16 protein-coding genes are annotated in these 18076 nt (G+C 72.2%); 4 read left to right on the forward strand and 12 right to left on the reverse strand.

The features are described 5' to 3' along the window. Window positions 1-7 precede the first annotated feature (7 nt). From ACNYC2_RS18800 to ftsY, 3 genes are all read right to left on the reverse strand, one after another. Window positions 8-346 carry a P-II family nitrogen regulator gene (locus tag ACNYC2_RS18800; RefSeq protein WP_116674478.1) on the reverse strand — a complete coding sequence of 113 codons (339 nt, stop codon included), beginning with the start codon at window positions 344-346 and terminating at the stop codon, window positions 8-10. A gap of 43 nt (window positions 347-389) precedes the next feature. Beyond that, the gene (locus ACNYC2_RS18805; protein ID WP_419703250.1) at window positions 390-1706 is read right to left on the reverse strand and encodes an ammonium transporter; all 1317 of its coding nucleotides are present in this window, start codon (window positions 1704-1706) and stop codon (window positions 390-392) included. A gap of 285 nt (window positions 1707-1991) precedes the next feature. Further along, complete coding sequence (gene ftsY, locus ACNYC2_RS18810; protein WP_419703251.1) at window positions 1992-3155, reverse strand: signal recognition particle-docking protein FtsY; 1164 nt, start codon at window positions 3153-3155, stop codon at window positions 1992-1994. A gap of 156 nt (window positions 3156-3311) precedes the next feature. On the opposite strand from ftsY, the gene ACNYC2_RS18815 reads away from it, so the two are divergent. Genes ACNYC2_RS18815 through ACNYC2_RS18830 form a run of 4 tightly spaced genes read left to right on the forward strand, consistent with a single transcriptional unit; the run spans window position 3312 to window position 7247 of the window. Then, complete coding sequence (locus ACNYC2_RS18815) at window positions 3312-4361, forward strand: ABC transporter substrate-binding protein (RefSeq protein ID WP_419703252.1); 1050 nt, start codon at window positions 3312-3314, stop codon at window positions 4359-4361. Continuing rightward, complete coding sequence (locus ACNYC2_RS18820; RefSeq protein WP_419703253.1) at window positions 4358-5377, forward strand: FecCD family ABC transporter permease; 1020 nt, start codon at window positions 4358-4360, stop codon at window positions 5375-5377. The genes ACNYC2_RS18815 and ACNYC2_RS18820 overlap by 4 nt, the downstream gene beginning before the upstream one ends. Further along, window positions 5374-6438, forward strand: coding sequence for a FecCD family ABC transporter permease (locus ACNYC2_RS18825; protein ID WP_419703254.1), 1065 nt, complete (start codon window positions 5374-5376; stop codon window positions 6436-6438). The genes ACNYC2_RS18820 and ACNYC2_RS18825 overlap by 4 nt, the downstream gene beginning before the upstream one ends. Then, complete coding sequence (locus ACNYC2_RS18830; protein WP_419703255.1) at window positions 6438-7247, forward strand: ABC transporter ATP-binding protein; 810 nt, start codon at window positions 6438-6440, stop codon at window positions 7245-7247. Before ACNYC2_RS18825 ends, ACNYC2_RS18830 begins: the two co-directional genes overlap by 1 nt. A 32-nt stretch (window positions 7248-7279) precedes the next feature. Here the strand turns inward: ACNYC2_RS18830 and ACNYC2_RS18835 are convergent, their stop codons facing one another. The 9 genes from ACNYC2_RS18835 to dhaK form a co-directional block, all read right to left on the reverse strand. After that, window positions 7280-7819, reverse strand: coding sequence for a hypothetical protein (locus ACNYC2_RS18835; protein ID WP_419703256.1), 540 nt, complete (start codon window positions 7817-7819; stop codon window positions 7280-7282). A gap of 192 nt (window positions 7820-8011) precedes the next feature. Beyond that, the gene (smc, locus tag ACNYC2_RS18840) at window positions 8012-11848 is read right to left on the reverse strand and encodes a chromosome segregation protein SMC (protein ID WP_419703257.1); all 3837 of its coding nucleotides are present in this window, start codon (window positions 11846-11848) and stop codon (window positions 8012-8014) included. A gap of 190 nt (window positions 11849-12038) precedes the next feature. Continuing rightward, the gene (ndk, locus tag ACNYC2_RS18845) at window positions 12039-12512 is read right to left on the reverse strand and encodes a nucleoside-diphosphate kinase (RefSeq protein WP_419703258.1); all 474 of its coding nucleotides are present in this window, start codon (window positions 12510-12512) and stop codon (window positions 12039-12041) included. A gap of 155 nt (window positions 12513-12667) precedes the next feature. Further along, window positions 12668-13108 (reverse strand): DUF4233 domain-containing protein, encoded by a 441-nt coding sequence (locus ACNYC2_RS18850; RefSeq protein ID WP_419703259.1) that lies wholly within the window; start codon window positions 13106-13108, stop codon window positions 12668-12670. Next, the gene (locus ACNYC2_RS18855) at window positions 13105-14802 is read right to left on the reverse strand and encodes an MDR family MFS transporter (protein WP_419703260.1); all 1698 of its coding nucleotides are present in this window, start codon (window positions 14800-14802) and stop codon (window positions 13105-13107) included. Before ACNYC2_RS18855 ends, ACNYC2_RS18850 begins: the two co-directional genes overlap by 4 nt. A gap of 43 nt (window positions 14803-14845) precedes the next feature. Continuing rightward, entirely contained in the window at window positions 14846-15547 is a 702-nt protein-coding gene (locus ACNYC2_RS18860; RefSeq protein ID WP_419703261.1) for a TetR/AcrR family transcriptional regulator, read from the reverse strand. 58 nt (window positions 15548-15605) lie between these two features. Beyond that, window positions 15606-16340 (reverse strand): dihydroxyacetone kinase phosphoryl donor subunit DhaM, encoded by a 735-nt coding sequence (gene dhaM, locus ACNYC2_RS18865; RefSeq protein WP_419703262.1) that lies wholly within the window; start codon window positions 16338-16340, stop codon window positions 15606-15608. Next, the gene (dhaL, locus tag ACNYC2_RS18870; protein WP_419703263.1) at window positions 16337-17020 is read right to left on the reverse strand and encodes a dihydroxyacetone kinase subunit DhaL; all 684 of its coding nucleotides are present in this window, start codon (window positions 17018-17020) and stop codon (window positions 16337-16339) included. The genes dhaM and dhaL overlap by 4 nt, the downstream gene beginning before the upstream one ends. A gap of 45 nt (window positions 17021-17065) precedes the next feature. Further along, window positions 17066-18061 (reverse strand): dihydroxyacetone kinase subunit DhaK, encoded by a 996-nt coding sequence (gene dhaK / locus ACNYC2_RS18875; RefSeq protein WP_419703264.1) that lies wholly within the window; start codon window positions 18059-18061, stop codon window positions 17066-17068. Between the last annotated feature and the right edge of the window lie 15 nt (window positions 18062-18076).

Here is an 18076-nt window from a genome sequence, read left to right on the forward strand (position 1 = left end):
ACTCCCGTCAGAGGGCGGAGTCGCCGTGCTCGCCGGTGCGTACGCGGGCGACGTCGTCGACCGTCACCACCCACACCTTGCCGTCACCGATCTTGCCGGTCTGGGCCGCGCCGACGATCGCGTCGGTCACCGCGGTGACGTCGGCGTCGGTGACGAGGACCTCGATGCGAACCTTCGGCACCAGGTCGACGGTGTACTCGGCACCGCGGTAGACCTCGGTGTGGCCCTTCTGCCGGCCGTAGCCGCTGGCCTCGCTCACGGTCATACCGCGAACCCCCGCACCCTCCAACGCCGTCTTCACGTCGTCGAGACGGTGGGGCTGGATGACACCCGTGACGAGCTTCATGCGCGTACCTCCTTGAGAGTCGGCTGCTGCACCGTGGTCACGGTCAGCGCACCTCGGTGATCGTAGAGCCGGAGTTCTCGTATGCGGTCTCACCGTGGACGGCGAGGTCGATACCGCTGACCTCGGCCTCCTCGGAGATGCGCCAGCCCAGCGTGAACTTGAGGGCGTAGGCGATGATCGCGGTGACGACGGCGCTGAAGAGGACGGCGACGAGCGCGGCGACGATCTGGGTGATCAGCTGGGTGAAGCCGCCACCGTAGAACAGACCGTTGAGCGCACCCTCCGGGTACCAGGTACCGAAGTTCGCGACGGCCGTCTCGTCGCCGGTGGCGAAGAAGCCGAGCAGCACGGTGCCGACGAGGCCACCGACCAGGTGCACACCGACGACGTCGAGCGAGTCGTCGAAGCCGAACTTGAACTTCAGGCTGACGGCCAGGGCGCAGAGGACGCCCGCCACGAGGCCGATGGCGATCGAGCCGAAGGTGTCGACCGCGGCGGCGGCCGGGGTGATGGCGACCAGACCGGCCACGACACCCGATGCGGCACCGAGGGTGGTCGGCGCGCCGTCACGAAGCTTCTCGGTGGCCATCCAGGCCAGCATCGCGACACCGGTCGCGACGAGGGTGTTCAGCCAGGCGCGGCCGGCGGTGCCGTCGGCGGCGAACTCCGAGCCGGCGTTGAAGCCGAACCAGCCGAACCACAGGAGGGCCGCACCGAGCATGACGAACGGCAGGTTGTGCGGGCGCATTGCCTCGGTACCGAAGCCCTTGCGCTTGCCGATGACCAGTGCCAGCACGAGGCCGGCCACACCGGCGTTGATGTGCACCACGGTGCCGCCGGCGAAGTCGATCGGGACCGACAGCGCGGTCGCGACCGGGCCGTCGGCGCCGAGCAGGCCGCCGCCCCACACCATGTGCGCGACGGGGCTGTAGACCAGCGTCACCCAGAGGGCGGCGAAGACGAGCCACGTGCCGAACTTGACGCGGTCGGCGATGGCGCCGGAGATGAGGGCGACCGTGATGATCGCGAAGGTCGCCTGGAACGCCGCGGCGACCGTCGCCGGGACACCGGCCGCGAACATCAGCGAGTCGGCGTCGGTGATCGCGAGGCCGAAGTAGTCGGCGGGGTTGCCGATGATGCCGCCGATGTCCGAACCGAACGTCAGCGAGTAGCCGTAGAGCACCCAGATCAGACCGGCCACGCCGATCGAGCTGAAGCTCATCATCATCATGTTGAGGACGCTCTTCCCGCGCACCATGCCGCCGTAGAAGAACGCCAGGCCCGGCGTCATCAGCAGCACGAGCGAGGAGGCGGTGATTATCCAGGCAGTGTTTCCACTGTCCAGAGCAAACTCTTCCATCAGTTGCCTCTCTCCCCGGACCGGTCCTGATGACGCGGCCCACCGCGACTACCGTCGCGGGATGCGGTTACGCGCGACCTGCATCGAGGTTACGAATGCGTGACACAGGCGGGGTTTATGTAAACGTCTCATTTCGCGTCCGGGTTGGGCGAAATTTTGGACCAAACCGTGATCCGCTCGATATTCCATCGCTATGCATTTGTAACGTCCCGCTCACATGGCATTCTCACGTATTGGACAGTCGTCCATTACGGAGGGCTTCAGCGAGCAATTACTGATCAGGAATCAGCCCAGGATGCCGTCGACGAACTCCTCCACGTCGAACGGCGCCAGGTCGTCGGGGCCCTCGCCGAGGCCGATGAGCTTGACCGGGACGCCGAGCTCCCGCTGCACCTGGACGACGATGCCGCCCTTGGCGGTGCCGTCGAGCTTGGTCAGCACGATGCCCGTGACGCCGGCGACCTCCGCGAAGACGCGCGCCTGGGAGAGGCCGTTCTGCCCGGTGGTCGCGTCCAGCACCAGCAGCACCTCGCTCGGCGCGGCGACCTTGCTGGAGACCCGCACGATCTTGCCGAGCTCGTCCATGAGGCCCGCCTTGTTCTGCAGGCGTCCGGCGGTGTCCACCAGCACGACGTCGATCTTCTCGTCGCGACCGCGCGCGACCGCCTCGAACGCCACCGACGCCGGGTCGGCCCCCTCGCGGTCGGAGCGCACGGTGGGCACGCCCACCCGGTCGCCCCAGGTGGTGAGCTGGTCCGCCGCCGCCGCACGGAAGGTGTCGGCGGCGCCGAGCACGACGCTGCGGCCGTCGGCCACCAGCACCCGGGCGAGCTTGCCGACCGTCGTCGTCTTGCCCGTGCCGTTCACGCCCACCACGAGGGTCACGGCGGGCAGGTGCGTGCCGTCCTCAGCGGTGGTCGGCTCGGTCCGCAGGGTGCGGTCGAGGGCCGGGTCCAGGAGCGCCACGAGCTCGGAGCGCAGCAGGTCGCGCACCGCGGCGGGCTCCCGCACGCCCAGCACCCGGACCTTGGTGCGCAGCGCCTCCAGCAGCTCGGTGGTGGGACCGGCCCCGACGTCCGCGAGGAGCAGCTCCTCCTCGATCTCGTCCCAGTCGTCCTCGGTGAGCGAGTCCCGGGACAGCACGGACAGCAGCCGGGCGCCCAGGGGCGAGCCGGAACGCGCGAGGCGGTCGCGGAGCCGCACCAGGCGGCCGGCGGTGGGTGCCGGGGTCTCGACGGTCGGTGCTTCGCGGGCCGGGCTCGTCGAGACCTCGGGCTCGGCCACCGTGCCCGGCTCGGCCGCGGCCTCCGGCTCCCGTTCGACCGTCGCCTGGCCGCCACCCTGGTCCTGGGTGTGCCTCCGACGTCGGGCCGCGAGGAGGCCGATACCGCCGCCACCCGCGAGGGCGACGACGACGGAGATGATCTCGATCCAGGGAAGCTCGTTCACGCCCCAGATTCTTCCATCCCGTGGACGGCGGCGCGGCAGCCGCTGTCCGCGTCCGCCAGGCGCCTCCGGCAACCAACCGTTCTTAGGCTTGCCTAATCACGAGTGTAGGGTGACGTCGCCGTGCCACTTTCATCCAGGACACAGAGGAACACCACCATGCCCCGCGCTCTCTCAGCGACCGTCGCCACCCTGGCCCTCGGCGCCGTCCTCCTCACCGGCTGCGGCGCGGCCGACGAGGGCGGCGACGGCGACAACAAGTCCAACGTCGCCGCCGGCCAGGACGGGTTCGCCGACGTCCAGAAGCTCGCCGCGCAGCTCGGCACGGACGCGGCACCCGGTGAGTTCCCCCGCACGGTGCGCAACCTCGTGGCCAACGAAGAGGTCGGCGAGACCGTCATCCCCGCCAGGCCGGAGCGCGTGATCGTGCTCGACACGGGCGAGCTCGACAACATGGCGTCCCTCGGCATCGAGCCCGTGGGCATCGCCCACCCCGCCGACGTCGGGATGGCTCCCGACTACCTCGACGTCGGCGACGCCGTGGACCTGGGCCCGTACGACGCCCTGGACCTCGAGCAGATCAAGAACCTCGAGCCGGACCTGATCCTCGGCACGTCGCTCCGGATCGACGACGACAACCTCAAGCGTCAGCTGCAGGACATCGCACCGACCGTCCTCGCGCCTCGCCCCGGCGTGCTCTGGAAGGAGAACTTCCTGCTCAACGCCGCCGCCGTCGGCGAGGAGGAGAAGGCGCAGGAGCTGCTGACCGCCTACGAGACGCGCGCCGCGGAGGTCGGGGCCGAGGTCACCGACGCGAACGGCGGCACGGCGCCCACCATCTCGATGCTGCGCTTCATGGCCGGCCAGATCCGGCTGTACGCCGACGACTCGTTCATCGGCATCATCCTCGCCGACGCCGGCCTCCCCCGGCCGGAGACCGAGGACATCGCGGACCTCGCCGTGGAGATCTCCGCCGAGGAGATCACGCTCGCCGAGGGCGACTGGCTGCTGTGGGGCACCTACGGCCAGCCCGACGCCACCGAGCAGGCGGCAGTGGTCGACGGCCCCCTCTGGGACCAGGTCCCCGCGGTGGCGAACGGCGGCGTCGTGCGCGAGGTGGCGGACGAGACCTGGTATCTGGGTCTGGGTGTGACGGGGGCCGACCTGGTCCTCGACGACCTGGAAGCCATCGCCGCCGACCAGCGGTGAGCGCACCCCGCACCGTGGCCGCGAGCAGGACGGCGCTCGCCGCCGTCCTGCTCGTCACGCTCGTCCTGCTGATCGCCGCCGCGCTGGCCGGCGTCACGGTGGGCACCCGGGTCCTGTCCCCCGCCGAGACCTTCGCCGGGCTCCTGGGCCACGACGGCATCGCCGCGACCGTGATCTGGGAGCTGCGGCTGCCCCGGACTCTGCTCGGCCTGCTCGTCGGCTCGGCGCTGGGCGTCGCCGGGGTGCTCGCGCAGGCGGTCACCCGCAACCCGCTCGCCGACCCCGGCCTGCTCGGCATCTCCGCGGGCGGCGCCGTGGCGGTCGTGGCGGGCAGCGCGTTCCTCGGCCTCGGGGCGGGGACACCCCGCGTGCTGCTGGCGCTGGCCGGCGCGGCCCTGGCGACCGCCGCCGTCTACCTGTTCGCGAGCCGGTCGCCGGAAGGGCTGACGCCGGTGAACATGACGCTCGCCGGGATGGCCCTGACGGCGTTCCTCGGCGCGGCCGTCTCGGCGACGGTCCTGCTCAACGCCTCCACCATGGACCAGTACCGGTTCTGGGTGGTGGGCGCGCTGAGCCTGCCCGACCCCGCGGTGCTGCTCCCGGCGATCCCGCCGGCGGTCGCGGGCGGGATCCTGGCCGTGGTCGTCTCCGGCTCGCTCAACGCCCTGGCCCTCGGGGACGACACGGCGGCCGCCCTCGGCGTCGCCGTCGTGCGGACCCGGCTGCTCGCCGGGGCGGCGGTCGTGCTCCTGTCCGGCACCGCCGTCGCGCTGGCCGGCCCGATCGCCTTCGTGGGCCTGGTCATCCCGCACGTCGCCCGGGCCCTGGTCGGGACCGACGTGCGGCGGGTGCTCGCGCTCTCGGCCCTGCTCGGACCCCTGCTCCTGGTGACCGCCGACGTCGTCGGCCGGCTGGTCGCACGCCCTGCGGAGGTACAGGTCGGCGTCGTCACGGCGTTGCTCGGCACGCCCTTCTTCATCTGGCTGACCCGGCGCGCGAAGGAGCGGTCCCGGTGACCGCCGCCCCGCCCCGCCGGCCCGTCCGGACGGCGCGCTCCCTGCTGCCCCGGCCCCGGCCGCGCCGACGGGTGGTCGTCGCCGTGCTGGGGACGCTGCTGTTCCTCGCGCTCGTGGCCGCGACCGCCCTGAGCCTGGGCGACGAGCCGACGACGCCCGCCGCCCTGTGGGCGGCGCTCCAGGGACACGGGCCCGAGAACACCGTCTACGCGGTGCTCGAGGTCAGGCTTCCCCGGGTCGTGCTGGCCGTCGTCGTCGGTGCCGCGTTCGGGGTCTCCGGCGGGCTGAGCCAGAGCGTGCTGCGCAACCCGCTGGCCAGCCCCGACGTGCTCGGCATCAGCGCGGGCGCCTCGGTAGCGGTCGTGGGCGTCATCGCGGTCGGCTCGCTGGGCGGACCCGTCGGCGTCGTCCCCGTCCCGGTCGCGGCCCTGGCGGGCGGCCTCGCCGCCGCCGGGCTGATCGCCCTGCTCGCCCGGGACGGCGCCCTGCGCGGCAGGCGCATCCTCCTGGTCGGCATCGCGCTGTCCGCTGCGCTCACGGCGCTGACCCAGTTCCTGCTGACCCGGATCGACGTCTACGACGCGCAGCGCTCGGCGGCCTGGCTCACCGGCAGCCTCAACGCGCGCGGCTGGGGCGAGGCAGTGCCCGTCGTCGTCGGCGTGGCGGTGCTGCTGCCCGCCGCCCTGGTCCTCGCCCACACCAACCGCGCGCTCCTCTTCGAGGACGACGTCGTGGCCGGGTGGGGCGTCCGGCCGGGCGCCGCCCGGGCGGCCCTGCTGGTGATCGCCGTGCTGCTGGCCGCCCTGGCGACGTCGGCCGCCGGGCCGGTCGCGTTCGTCGCGCTGGTCTCCGGGCAGGTGGCCCGCCGGCTGGCCGCCGTCCCCGACATCCCGCCGGTCCTGGCGGGCGCCGCCGGTGCCGCGCTCGTGCTCGTGGCGGACACCGTCGCCCGCACGGCGCTGCCGTTCCAGCTCCCCGTCGGCGTGCTGACCGCCCTGGTCGGCGCGCCCTACCTGCTGTACCTGCTGCAGCGTCGCCGCTCGACGAGAGGTACTCCCTGATGAACACGGCCATCGCGTCAGACGCCCGCCTGCGGGCGGACGCCGTCACCCTCGGCTACGGCGACCGGACCGTCGTGCGCGCGCTGTCGCTCGACGTGCCCGACCAGCAGGTCACGGTCATCGTCGGGCCGAACGCCTGCGGCAAGTCCACGCTGCTACGCGGGCTGGCCCGGCTCATGCCGCCCACGAGCGGCACGGTGCTGCTGGACGGCAAGGCGATCGCCGACCGGCCTACCCGGGAGGTCGCCCGGGTCATGGGCATGCTGCCCCAGTCGCCGGTCCCGCCCGAGGGCATCACCGTGCGCGACCTCGTCTCGCGGGGTCGCCACCCGCACCAGAGCTGGTGGCACCAGTGGGGCGAGGCGGACACGGAGGCCGTGACGGACGCGCTGCGCGCCACGGGTACCGAGGACCTCGCCGCGCGGGACGTGGACGAGCTGTCCGGCGGACAGCGCCAGCGGGCCTGGATCGCCATGGCGGTCGCCCAGCAGACGGACCTGCTGCTCCTGGACGAGCCGACCACGTACCTGGACATGGCCCATCAGCTCGACGTGCTCGAGCTGGTCGCGACCCTCAACCGGGACCGGGCGCGGACGGTCGTCATGGTGCTGCACGACCTCAACCTCGCCTGCCGGTACGCGCACCACATCGTCGCCATGCGCGACGGCGAGATCGTCGCGGAGGGCTCCCCCGCCGAGGTCGTCACGGCCGACCTGCTGCGCGAGGTGTTCTCCGTGGAGGCGTCGATCCTCACGGACCCGCTGACCGGCACGCCCGTGATCGTCCCGCACCGGACGGTGCAGCCCTAGCTGATGATGCAGGCCTAGGTGGTGGCGCGGGCCTAGCTCGCGGCCTGGGCCGGGCCTTCCTCCGCGGGCGACTCCTGCGTGACGGGCCGGACGGGACGAACGGTCCGCACCGGCCGCACTGCCCGAAGCTGCCCGGGTACCAGGTTGGCGGGCTTGATCGGCACCGGGCCGAGCGGGACGTGCAGCGTCTTCTGCGCCTGGTCACGTGCCCGGTTCAGGACGTCGGTCAGCTCCTCGGCGTCGACGTAGCCCGGCTTCGACTCGATGGTCGCGGCGAAGAACTCGGACATGCCCATGTCCACCGGCTTGGTGTCCGGCTTGACCACCGGGGGCTTGCCCACCCACACGGAGGGCGCGCCCACCGCGTGCGTCGCCACGGCGGAGGCCCCGAGGCGGCGGCCGTCCTTGCGCCGCTTGGCGTCACCACGGAGGTGTGCGATGCCGGACCGGAACCACTGGAGGAACGAGAACTCCTCACTCCTGTTCGAGGGCGCGTCCATCTGGCTGGCTACGACGAAGACGCCCACCGCCAGGACCAGGCACACCACGAGCAGAATGACCGACCACCACATGGGCCCATTGTGGCGTGTCTTGTCCGGTCCTGCCGCGCAGAGCGGCGCGACACGCCGTGCGACACGCGCAATTTCAGGAGGAGAAATCCCTCACACCTGGCGTTTCGCTGCCGAGGGGTGCCGAATTTCACCCTTCGGAGCACCTCAGGCTCTGGTTCAGGCTCTGCCTCAGGCTCTGCCTCAGGCTCTGCCTCAGGCGGTGACGGTCTCGCGTTCGCCCATCCTCTGGCTGATCAGAGTCGTGACGCCGTCGCCCCGCATCGTCACGCCGTAGAGGGCGTCCGCGACCTCCATGGTGCGCTTCTGGTGCGTGATCACGATGAGCTGGCTGTCCTTCTGCAGCTCCTTGAAGATCTCGATGAGGCGGCCGAGGTTCACGTCGTCGAGCGCGGCCTCCACCTCGTCCATGATGTAGAACGGGCTGGGCCGCGCCTTGAAGATCGACACGAGGAACGCCACCGCGGCCAGCGAGCGCTCGCCACCCGACAGCAGCGAGAGCCGCTTGACCTTCTTGCCGGCCGGACGTGCCTCGACCTCGATGCCCGTGGTGAGCAGGTTGTCGGGGTCGGTGAGCGTCAGCTTGCCCTCACCACCGGGGAACAGCCGGGGGAAGATCTCCAGGAACTTGGCCGCCGTGTCCTGGAACGCCTCGGCGAACACCTGCTGCACCCGCTCGTCGATGTCGTCGACGATCTGGAGCAGGTCCTCGCGGGACTTCTTCAGGTCGGCGAGCTGGTCCACCAGGAACTGGTGCCGCTCCTCCAGGGCCGCGAACTCCTCCAGCGCGAGCGGGTTCACCGCGCCGATCCGGGACAGCGCCTTCTCGGCCTTCGCCAGCCGGGCCTTCTGCTCCTCGCGGACGTACGGGACCATCCGGTCTGGCTTCGGCTCGGTGGACTCCGGCTCCTCGCCGGCGGCGGCCTCACCCTCGGCCGGAGCCTCCTCCGGCTCGGCTCCGGCGGCCGCGACGATCACGGCGGTCGCCGCGGGGTCGTCGGGCCGAAGACCTGCCTCGTGCAGCGCGCGCGTCCGGGCGATGAGCGCGTCCTCGCGCGCGGCCGCGCCGCGCGGCAGCGTGGGGTCCCCCTCGTAGCGGATGGGGTTGCCCTCGTCGTCACGTTCGACGACGGCACGGCGCTTGCGCCCGCGGACGGCGGCGTCGCCCTCGTACACCGGGACCGGCTGGTGCGGGCCGAACTCCTCCATGAGCACGTCGGGGTCCATGCCCAGCTCGTCGGAGGCGCGCGACTGGAGCTGCTCCAGGCGCAGCACCTGCTGCGCGCGGGCCACCTCGTCACGGTGCGCGACGTCGGTGAGCTCCCGCAGCTGGCCCGTCAGCGACTCGACGGTGCCCCGCACGGCGAGCAGCTGCTCCGAGCCGGCGGCCCGGGCCTCCTCCGCGGCCGCCTTCTCGGCCACCGCCCGGTCCAGCGAGCGCGCTATCGCCTCGAGCGCCACGGCCACCGCCTGCTGCACCAGCGTCGCGCGCTCGGCGTCCCGACGCCGGAGCTCCTCGCGTTCCGCGGCCAGCGCACGAGCCTCGCGCTCCTGCTCGGCGGCCGCCGTCAGCGCCTGCGCGCGGCCTGACACGGCACGCGCCCGTTCCTCGGCGGTCCGGAGGGCCAGCCGGGCCTCGGTCTCGCGCGCCCGGGCCGCGGTGGCGGCCGCCGCGGCCTCGTCCCGCTGGGCCTGCAGGTCGTCGATCGACCCCTCGCCGTCGGAGGGCTCCTCCTCGGCGATCGTCATGCGCTCGACGAGCGCCTCGAGCTCGATCTCGTCCTCCGCACGGCGGGACTGCGCCTGCTCCAGCGCCGCGCGGTGGCGGTCCGCCTCCGCCTGGGCGGCGCGTGCGGCCGCGCCCAGCGACCCGAGCTGCTCCGCGGCAGCGGCGCGCGCGGCGTCCGCCTCCCCGAGCCGGGCGAGCGTCTCGTCATACCGTTCCTGCGCCGCCGTCCGCTCGGTCCGCGCTCGCTCCAGGTGCGCGGTCCCGTCGGCCTCCCGGGCCGCGGCCTCATCGCGGGCGGCCTTGGCCTCGTCCAGCGCCGACTGCAGGTGCAGCACGCTCGGCGCGGCCGCCGACCCGCCCCAGGCGCGCGTGGCACCCAGCAGGTCGCCTGCCCTGGTCACGGCGACCACCGGCTGGTCACGCACCAGGGCACGGGCCCGGGCGAGGTCGTCCACGACCACCACGTCACGCAGGATCGTCAGCAGTGCCGCCGACGCCGGGCCGGCGACCTGCACCACGTCCGTCGCCCACCGGGCTCCGGCGGGGAGATCCACTGTCGGCCGGTCGGCGCCGACGGTGGCCGGCCGGTCCGAGCCGACGACCAGGCTGGCGCGGCCGGCGTCCTCGTCACGGAGCAGCCGCAGCGCGTCCACGGCCTCGTCGACGCCGGCGACCGCGACGGCGTCCGCCACCGGGCCGAGCGCGGCGGCCACCGCGTCCTCGAAACCTGCCTCGATACCCAGCAGCGCCGCGACCGAGCCCAGGACTCCCGCCTGGTCGGCGGCCAGCAGCGTGCCGGCGCCGTCCTTGCGGTCCAGGCTCAGCTCCAGCGCCTCGACCTTCGCGGCCGCCGAGCTGCGGTCACGCTGAGCGGTGGTCACCTGCTCCTGGAGGTGCCTCACCTCGGCCTTGGCCAGCTCGAGCACCCCCGCAGCCGCCTCGTGCGCGACGTCGAGCCCTTCCGCGCCGTCCTCGCCGCCGCCCACGCCGACCTCGGTCTCGAGCGCCCCGAGCTCGCGCGACGTGCTCTCCGCCCGCTGCTCCGCCTCGAGCAGGGCCTCGCGCAGCCGGTCCAGCTCGGACTGCGCCGCCTCGACGCGGCTGCGCCGCGCGGCAACCTGGCCGGCCAGGCGGGCCAGGCCTTCGCGGCGGTCCGCGGCGGCGCGCAGCAGCGCGGCGTGCGAACGCTCGGCGGCCTGCGCGGCCGCCTCGGCCTCGGCCCGCGCGTCGACGGCGGTCTCGACGACCTCGTGGGCCATCTCGACCTCGGTGACCAGCTCCTCCTCGCTCGCGCGGGCTCGTGCCGCCTGCGCCTCGAGGTCGTCCGGATCCTGGCCCTGGCGGGTCGGCTCCGCGGTACCCAGGAGACGGGCGCGCTCGCCGGCCAGGGACTGCAGGCTGCGCAGGCGCTCCCGCGTCTGCGACAGCGCGAAGACCGTGTCGCCGGCCTGGTTGACCTGCTGCGACTCCGCGGACATCGTCGCTTCCAGGCGGGCCAGCGTGCCGCGTGCCTCGGTGAGCGCTGCCTCGGTCTCGGCCTGACGCTCCTTGAGCGACCGTTCGTCCGCACGCTCCTGCTCGAGCTGGGCGGTGAGCTGCGCGAGATCGTCGGCGAGCAGGCGGGACTTCGCGTCGCGCAGCTCGCGCTGCACGGTCTGCGCCTTGCGCGCCGCCTCGGCCTGCCTGCCCAGCGGGCCGAGCTGACGGCGCAGCTCGGCGGTCAGGTCGCCCAGGCGCGCGAGGTTGCCCTGCATCGCGTCGAGCTTGCGGAGCGCCTTCTCCTTGCGCTTGCGGTGCTTGAGGACGCCCGCGGCCTCCTCGATGAAGCCGCGCCGCTCCTCCGGCGTCGCGCGCAGGACGGCGTCGAGCTGGCCCTGCCCCACCACGACGTGCATCTCGCGCCCGATGCCGGAGTCGCTCAGGAGCTCCTGGATGTCCAGCAGGCGGCAGCTGTTGCCGTTGATCGCGTACTCGGAACCGCCGCTGCGGAACAGCGTGCGGGAGATCGTGACCTCGGTGTAGTCGATCGGCAGCGCGCCGTCGGTGTTGTCGATCGTCAGGGCGACCTCGGCGCGGCCCAGCGGCGCGCGGCCGGTCGTGCCGGCGAAGATGACGTCGTCCATCTTGCCGCCGCGCAGCGACTTGGCACCCTGCTCGCCCATGACCCAGGAGAGCGCGTCGACCACGTTGGACTTGCCGGAGCCGTTGGGGCCCACCACGCAGGTGATGCCCGGCTCCAGCTCGAGGGTGGTCGCCGACGCGAAGGACTTGAATCCCCGGAGCGTGAGCGTCTTGAGGTGCACTGGGTGAGCCTAACTGTGCATACGTGCTGAACGTCGGACGAACGGCGGGTATACGCCGAAGTAGAACTGCAGCGAGATAGAACCAGGGCAAGTAGAACTATGGCGAGGAGGTCTCGACAAGCTCGACCAGCGGTGGTCGAGCTTGTCGAGACCTCCTCGCCGCAGTTCTATCCGGCAGGAGCAGGTCGGGTCAGCCCAGCTCGGGGAACCAGAGGGCGATCTCGCGCGCCGCGGACTCCGGCGAGTCCGAGCCGTGCACGAGGTTCTGCTGCACCTGGGTGCCCCAGTCGCGGCCGAGGTCACCACGGATGGTGCCGGGGGCGGCGTCGGTCGAGTTCGTGGCGCCCGCCAGCGAGCGGAAGCCGGGGATGACGCGCTGCCCCTCGGCCACGACGGCCAGGACCGGGCCGGACATCATGAACTCGAGCAGCGGGCCGAAGAACGGCTTGCCCTCGTGCTCGGCGTAGTGCGCGGCGAGCAGCTCAGTAGTGGCGCTCTTCAGTTCCACGGCCCGCAGCGTGTAGCCCTTGGCCTCGATGCGGCGCAGGATCTCGCCGGACAGGCCGCGGCGGACGCCGTCCGGCTTGACGAGTACAAGGGTGCGCTCGGCCACGGGCTGCGTCGAGGCCTCCGTGGGCAGGGTCTTCTCTGCGACGTCGGTCATGGAACAACCCTATCCGGGCGACAGACGCCGAATGACCGCGGACCGACGCGGGTCGGTATGTCGAAGTAGAGGGTGTGTCCGAGTCCGCACGGGGTTACCCCGTGCGGACTCGGACACACCCTCTACTTCGACATACCCAACCCACAGGACGAGGGTCAGCCTTCGTTCGGGGCCGTCTCCGGGTGGGCCGCGTCGTACTCCGCACGCTCCCGGTCCACGCGGGTCCCGAGGCGCAGGGCGTAGATCCACAGCACCACGAAGACCCCGCCGACCAGGAACATCATCGGCACCAGCAGGCCCATCGCGAGCACCGGGACCTGCGCGACGGTGCCCGCCGCCCGGCCCGCGGCCGAGCCCTGGGCACGGGACAGGATCAGGAGCACCACGGCGAGGACGCCACCGAGCGCCCAGATCGCCCCGCTCGACTCGATCTGGAGTGGCCCGCGGCCGAACTCCGAGTTGCGCAGACCCCACACCGCCAGCGTCGCGAAGATCACGAGGAAGACCTCGAGCAGGAGCGTGGTCGACGTGAACTGCACCAGCGCGGACTTCTTGGGCTTGATGCGGTCACCGGGGGCGGGTTGATCCTTGCTCACCGGACCAGGGTATCCGTCTCCTTGTCCTCGGCGGCATCCCTCGCAGCGCGCCCGGCGTCATCCCCCGCGGCGCCCTCGGGGCTGTCTGCAGCGCCGTCCGCAGCGCCCTCCGCAGCGGCATCCTCCATGACCGCCTCACCGCGCGCGATCATGCCCGCCTCGTTGGACAGCTTGACCTCCTTGAGGAAGAGCGCGAGCACGAGACCGACGGCGACCAGCGGCACGAGGTACCAGAACGCCGGGGCCAGCGAGCTCGCGAACGCGTCGACCACACCGCTGCGGAGCGGTTCGGGCAGCTGGTCCACGATCTGCGGCGTCAGGCCCGAACCGCCGCCCGCGGGCGCCGCACCCTCCGGGAGACCAGCGAAGACGCCTTCCAGGTTCTCCGACAGGCGCGACGTGAACACGGTGGTGAACGCGGCGGTACCAACGGCCGCGCCGATCTCGCGGAAGAAGTTGTTCGACGACGTCGCGGTGCCCAGCTCATGCGGGTCCACCGAGTTCTGCACGGCGAGCACGATCGTCTGCATGATGAGGCCCATGCCGGCGCCGAGCACGAAGATCATGGCCCCGAACAGCCAGAGGGACATCTCGCCGTCGATGGTCGTCAGCCAGATCATGCCGAGGATGGTGATCGCGAGGCCCGCCACCGGGAACATCTTGTAGCGGCCGGTCTTCGAGATCGCGATGCCGGAGACGATCGAGGTGAGCATCACGCCGGCCATCATCGGCAGCATCAGCAGGCCCGACTCGGTGACGCCGGCGCCGCTCGACATCTGCAGGAACGTCGGCAGCATCGACATCGCGGAGAACATGCCCATGCCGAGCACCAGGCCGATGAGCGTGGTGATGGTGAACGTCCGGTTCTTGAACAGCCGCAGCGGGATCAGCGGCTCGGACACGCGGTTCTCGATGAGCACGAACAGGCCGACGACGACCGCCGTACCGATCAGCAGGCCGAGCAGCATCGGGTCGGACCAGTCGTAGCCGTCGTTGCCGAGCGACTCCCAGCTCGTGAGCAGCACGATGCCGGTGGTGCCAAGAGCCATCGTGAGGATGCCGCCCCAGTCGGTCGGCCGGTCGGAGCGGTGCGACGGCAGCTTCAGCGCGAAGTACGCGATGACCCACGCGGCGATGCCGATGGGCACGTTGATCCAGAAGGTCCAGCGCCAGCCCGGACCGTCGGTGAGCCAGCCGCCGAGCAGCGGCCCGGCGACGGCGGAGATGCCGAACAGGGCGCCCATGGGGCCCATGTACTTGCCGCGGTCGGACGCCGGGATGATGTCCGCGATGATCGCCTGGGACAGGATCATCAGGCCACCGCCGCCGAGGCCCTGCACGGCCCGCCATGCCACCAGCGACTCGAACGTCTGCGCCATGCCGCCACCGACGGAGGCGACGACAAACAGCGCGACCGCGACGAGGAACGGCCAGCGCCGCCCGTAGAGGTCGCCGAACTTGCCGTAGAGCGGCATCGCGATGGCGATGGCGAGGATGTAGGCGGTGATCACCCAGCCCTGGTGCTCCACGCCGTTGAGCTCGCCCACGATGGTGGGCATCGCGGTGCCGACGATGGTCTGGTCCAGGGAGGACAGGAACATCGAGGCCATCAGGGCCCCGAAGATCAGCCAGATCGTGCGCTGGTTGAGGACTACCAGCGGCTTGTCCGGCGCCGTGGTGACGGCATGGCTCATGAAGGGTGCCTTTCTGGGGATCAGGTAGAGCTGGGGGCGGATGTCAGGTGTCGAGGTCGCGCGCGACGACGTCGATCAGCTGCGAGACGGCGGAAGGCAGGTGGTCGGCGGGGTTGCCGGCGTACCCGGCGTGCTCCCAGGCGACGAGCGCGGTCCGGATCAGGAGCAGGACGAGCATCGTCAGCAGCTCGTTGTCGGTGCTGAACGGCGTCGTGGCGCGGCGGGCATCGAAGAGCTCGACGAGCCGGCTCTTGTGCCGGTCCATCCAGATCACGTGGCGCTGGAGCAGACGGGGCTCCTGCTGCATGAGGTCCATGGCCCGCCGCACCCGGGCGTGCGCCTCCGCGTGCGGCGTGAGCAGCGAGGCGACCAGGGTCTCCAGGTCGGACAGCAGCCGGCCGGTGGGGCCGCCGTCGACGAACGTCCGGACGACGTCCTCGGACAGGCCCGTGTCCTCCGCGCCGAGCACGGCGTCGTCCTTGGACTCGAAGTAGTTGAAGAAGGTGCGCGCCGACACGCCCGCCTCGGCGCTGATCATCTCGACGGTCACGGCGTCCAAGCCGTGCTCCGCGACGAGCAGCTGCGCCGCGTCGATCAGGGCCGCGCGCCGGGCGCGCTTCTTCCGCTCGCGCAGGCCCTGCTCGACGGGCGTCCCCTCGAGAGCGGCGGCGAGCTCGCGCAGGTCCGGGCGCGGCTCGGCGTCAGCGGTCGCGGTCTCGGCGCGCGAAGGAGTCGTGGGGGCCATGCCTCAATTCTTGCACCCCACGCAAAAATTCATCAACTGCAAAAATATGAGACGGCGGTCACACCTCGCCGAAGCCGGCGTGGATCATCTCCACGACCGTGTTCACCGCCTCGGCGGCCCGCTCCCCCGTCGCCTCCACCCGCAGCTCACGGCCCTGCGTGGCACCCAGCGCCATGAGCTGCAGCACGCTGGAGGCGTCCACGCCGTCGATGGTCACGGTGGCGCCGAGCTCGGCCACCTTGCGCGAGACCAGTGCCGCCGGCCGTGCGTGCAGGCCGAGCGGGTTGCGCACGATGACGGTGCGTGAGGTCTCGGTCTCGCCACCGGCCTCGCCGTCCGACGGCGGGCCGCCCGCCTCGGGCGACCGCGCCGCCTCGACCGCGGCGAACATCCGGACCGACGCGTTCGCGGACTCCAGGACCGCGGCCAGGTCCGCGCCGCCGTGGGCGGTCACCGCCGCGGCGACGGCGCCCTCGACGAACGGCGCGCGCGCCAGCACCACGTGCTCGGTCAGGGACTCGTCGAGCTCCAGCGCCGCCTCGACCGTGAGCACGGACGATCCGAGGTCGCCGAGCACCACGACGCCGCCGCCGGCAGCACTGTTCGCGAGCGTCGTCAGGACGTCCCCGAGCACCTTCTGGACCGCGTCGAGCGAGGTGCCGAGCCCGCCGTCGGGCCCACCCCCCACACCGCGGATCAGGACGTCGGGCGCCATCTGCTCCGCGAGCTCGGCCGTGCCGCGGGCCAGCTCGGCGGAGTGGGAGACGAGGACCAGGGCCACCCGCGCCGTCATGCCGCGCTGCGGGGGTCGGCCGACGTCGGTCCCGCGAGGGCCGCGGCCAGCGCCGCACCCAGCACGAGCGCGGTGGACCGCGCGCCCGGGTCCTCGTGCCCGGCGCTGCGCTCACCGAGATAGGAGGCCCTGCCCTTGGTAGCGATCATCGGGATCGTGGCGGTGGCCGCCTTGTCCGCGGTCTCCGCGGCGGCCCGCAGGACGTCCAGCTCGGAACCGCCGTCGTTCGCCGCGGCCTCCGCCGCGTCGACCGCCGCGTGCCAGGCATCGACCATCGTCTTCTCCCCCACCGTCGCCTTGCCGCGCGAGGACACGCCCTCGAGCGCGGCCTCCAGCACCGCCACCACCGCGGGCGGGTCGATCTGCGTGCGACCGGACACCTTGGCCGCCCGCAGGTATGCCGTGCCGTACAGGGGCCCGGCCGCGCCGCCCACGGTGGACATCAGCGTGGTCGCGACGAGCTTCAGGACGTCGCCGACCGTCCGCTCGTCGGCCGGTGCGGGCTCGGCCGCGGCGTCGTCGAGCCGTGCGACGACCGCCTTGAAGCCCCGGTCCAGGTTCTCGCCGTGGTCGCCGTCGCCGATCTGCCGGTCGAGCTCGGTGAGCTCGTCCTTCGCGTCCGCGATCGCGTCCGCCGTCCGGCGAACCCATCGCTCAGCCCAGTCCGCGTCCAACGCCATGTCCGGAACCCTTCGTGTCACATCGCCAGTCTCGTTGCCAGGGAGCTACCACCGGAGTGCTGCAGTGGTCACCGGCGCGTCCCAGAGGGCTTCCAGCTCGTCGTCCAGCCGGAGGACGGTGACCGATGCCCCCTGCATCTCGAGGGACGTCACGTAGTTGCCCACCAGCGAACGGGAGACCGTCACGCCGCGCTCCTCGAGAAGGCGCCGCGCTCGACCATAGACCACGTAGAGCTCGGACAGCGGAGTGCCGCCCATACCGTTGACGAACAGCAACACTCGTTCGCCGCGGGCCAGGCCGAGGTCCTCCGCGACGGGCGTGAGCAGCATCTCCGTGACCGTGTCGGCGTCGGCGGCCGGCACCCGACGGCGACCCGGCTCGCCGTGGATCCCTATCCCGACCTCTATCTCGTCGTCGCCCAGGTCGAAGCTGTGGCGACCCACGTGCGGCACCATCGGCGCGGCCAGGGCCACCCCCATGGACCGCACGTTCGCGATGACGCGCTCGGCGACGGCGGCCACGCCTGCGAGGTCGGCGCCCCGGTCGGCGGCGGCCCCGGCGATCTTCTCCACGGCGACCGTCCCGGCCACCCCGCGCCGGCCTGCGGTGTAGAGGGAGTCCTCGACGGCGACGTCGTCGTTCACGAGCACCGAGGCGACCGTGATGCCCTCCTCTTCCGCGAGCTCCACCGCCGTCTCGAAGTTGAGCACGTCGCCCGTGTAGTTCTTGACGATCGTCAGCACGCCGGCCCCGCCGTCGGCCGCCTGGATCGCGGGCAGGATCTGGTCCGGGGTCGGGGAGGTGAACACGGCGCCGGGCACGGCGGCGTCGAGCATGCCGTCGCCGACGAAGCCCGCGTGCAGCGGTTCGTGCCCCGAACCGCCGCCGCTGACCAGACCCACCTTGCCGGTCACCGCGCCGCCCGCACGGACGACGAACACCGGCGACGTACTGAGCCGGACCAGGTCGGCGTGGGCGAGCGCGAAACCGGCCAGGGAGTTGGCTACGGCATCGGCGGGATCGTTCAGCAGCTTCTTCACGGCGACCTCCTCGCG

Source organism: Promicromonospora sp. NFX87, assembly GCF_048564965.1.
Taxonomy (GTDB): Bacteria; Actinomycetota; Actinomycetes; order Actinomycetales; family Cellulomonadaceae; genus Promicromonospora.

Coding starts and splice junctions, on each gene's coding strand:
- ACNYC2_RS18800 (WP_116674478.1), bottom strand. CDS start 346: ATGAAGCTCGTCACGGGTGTCATCCAGCCCCACCGTCTCGACGACGTG.
- ACNYC2_RS18805 (WP_419703250.1), bottom strand. CDS start 1,706: ATGGAAGAGTTTGCTCTGGACAGTGGAAACACTGCCTGGATAATCACC.
- ACNYC2_RS18815 (WP_419703252.1), top strand. CDS start 3,312: ATGCCCCGCGCTCTCTCAGCGACCGTCGCCACCCTGGCCCTCGGCGCC.
- ACNYC2_RS18830 (WP_419703255.1), top strand. CDS start 6,438: ATGAACACGGCCATCGCGTCAGACGCCCGCCTGCGGGCGGACGCCGTC.
- ACNYC2_RS18835 (WP_419703256.1), bottom strand. CDS start 7,819: ATGTGGTGGTCGGTCATTCTGCTCGTGGTGTGCCTGGTCCTGGCGGTG.
- ndk (WP_419703258.1), bottom strand. CDS start 12,512: ATGACCGACGTCGCAGAGAAGACCCTGCCCACGGAGGCCTCGACGCAG.
- ACNYC2_RS18855 (WP_419703260.1), bottom strand. CDS start 14,802: ATGAGCCATGCCGTCACCACGGCGCCGGACAAGCCGCTGGTAGTCCTC.
- ACNYC2_RS18860 (WP_419703261.1), bottom strand. CDS start 15,547: ATGGCCCCCACGACTCCTTCGCGCGCCGAGACCGCGACCGCTGACGCC.
- dhaM (WP_419703262.1), bottom strand. CDS start 16,340: ATGACGGCGCGGGTGGCCCTGGTCCTCGTCTCCCACTCCGCCGAGCTG.
- dhaL (WP_419703263.1), bottom strand. CDS start 17,020: ATGGCGTTGGACGCGGACTGGGCTGAGCGATGGGTTCGCCGGACGGCG.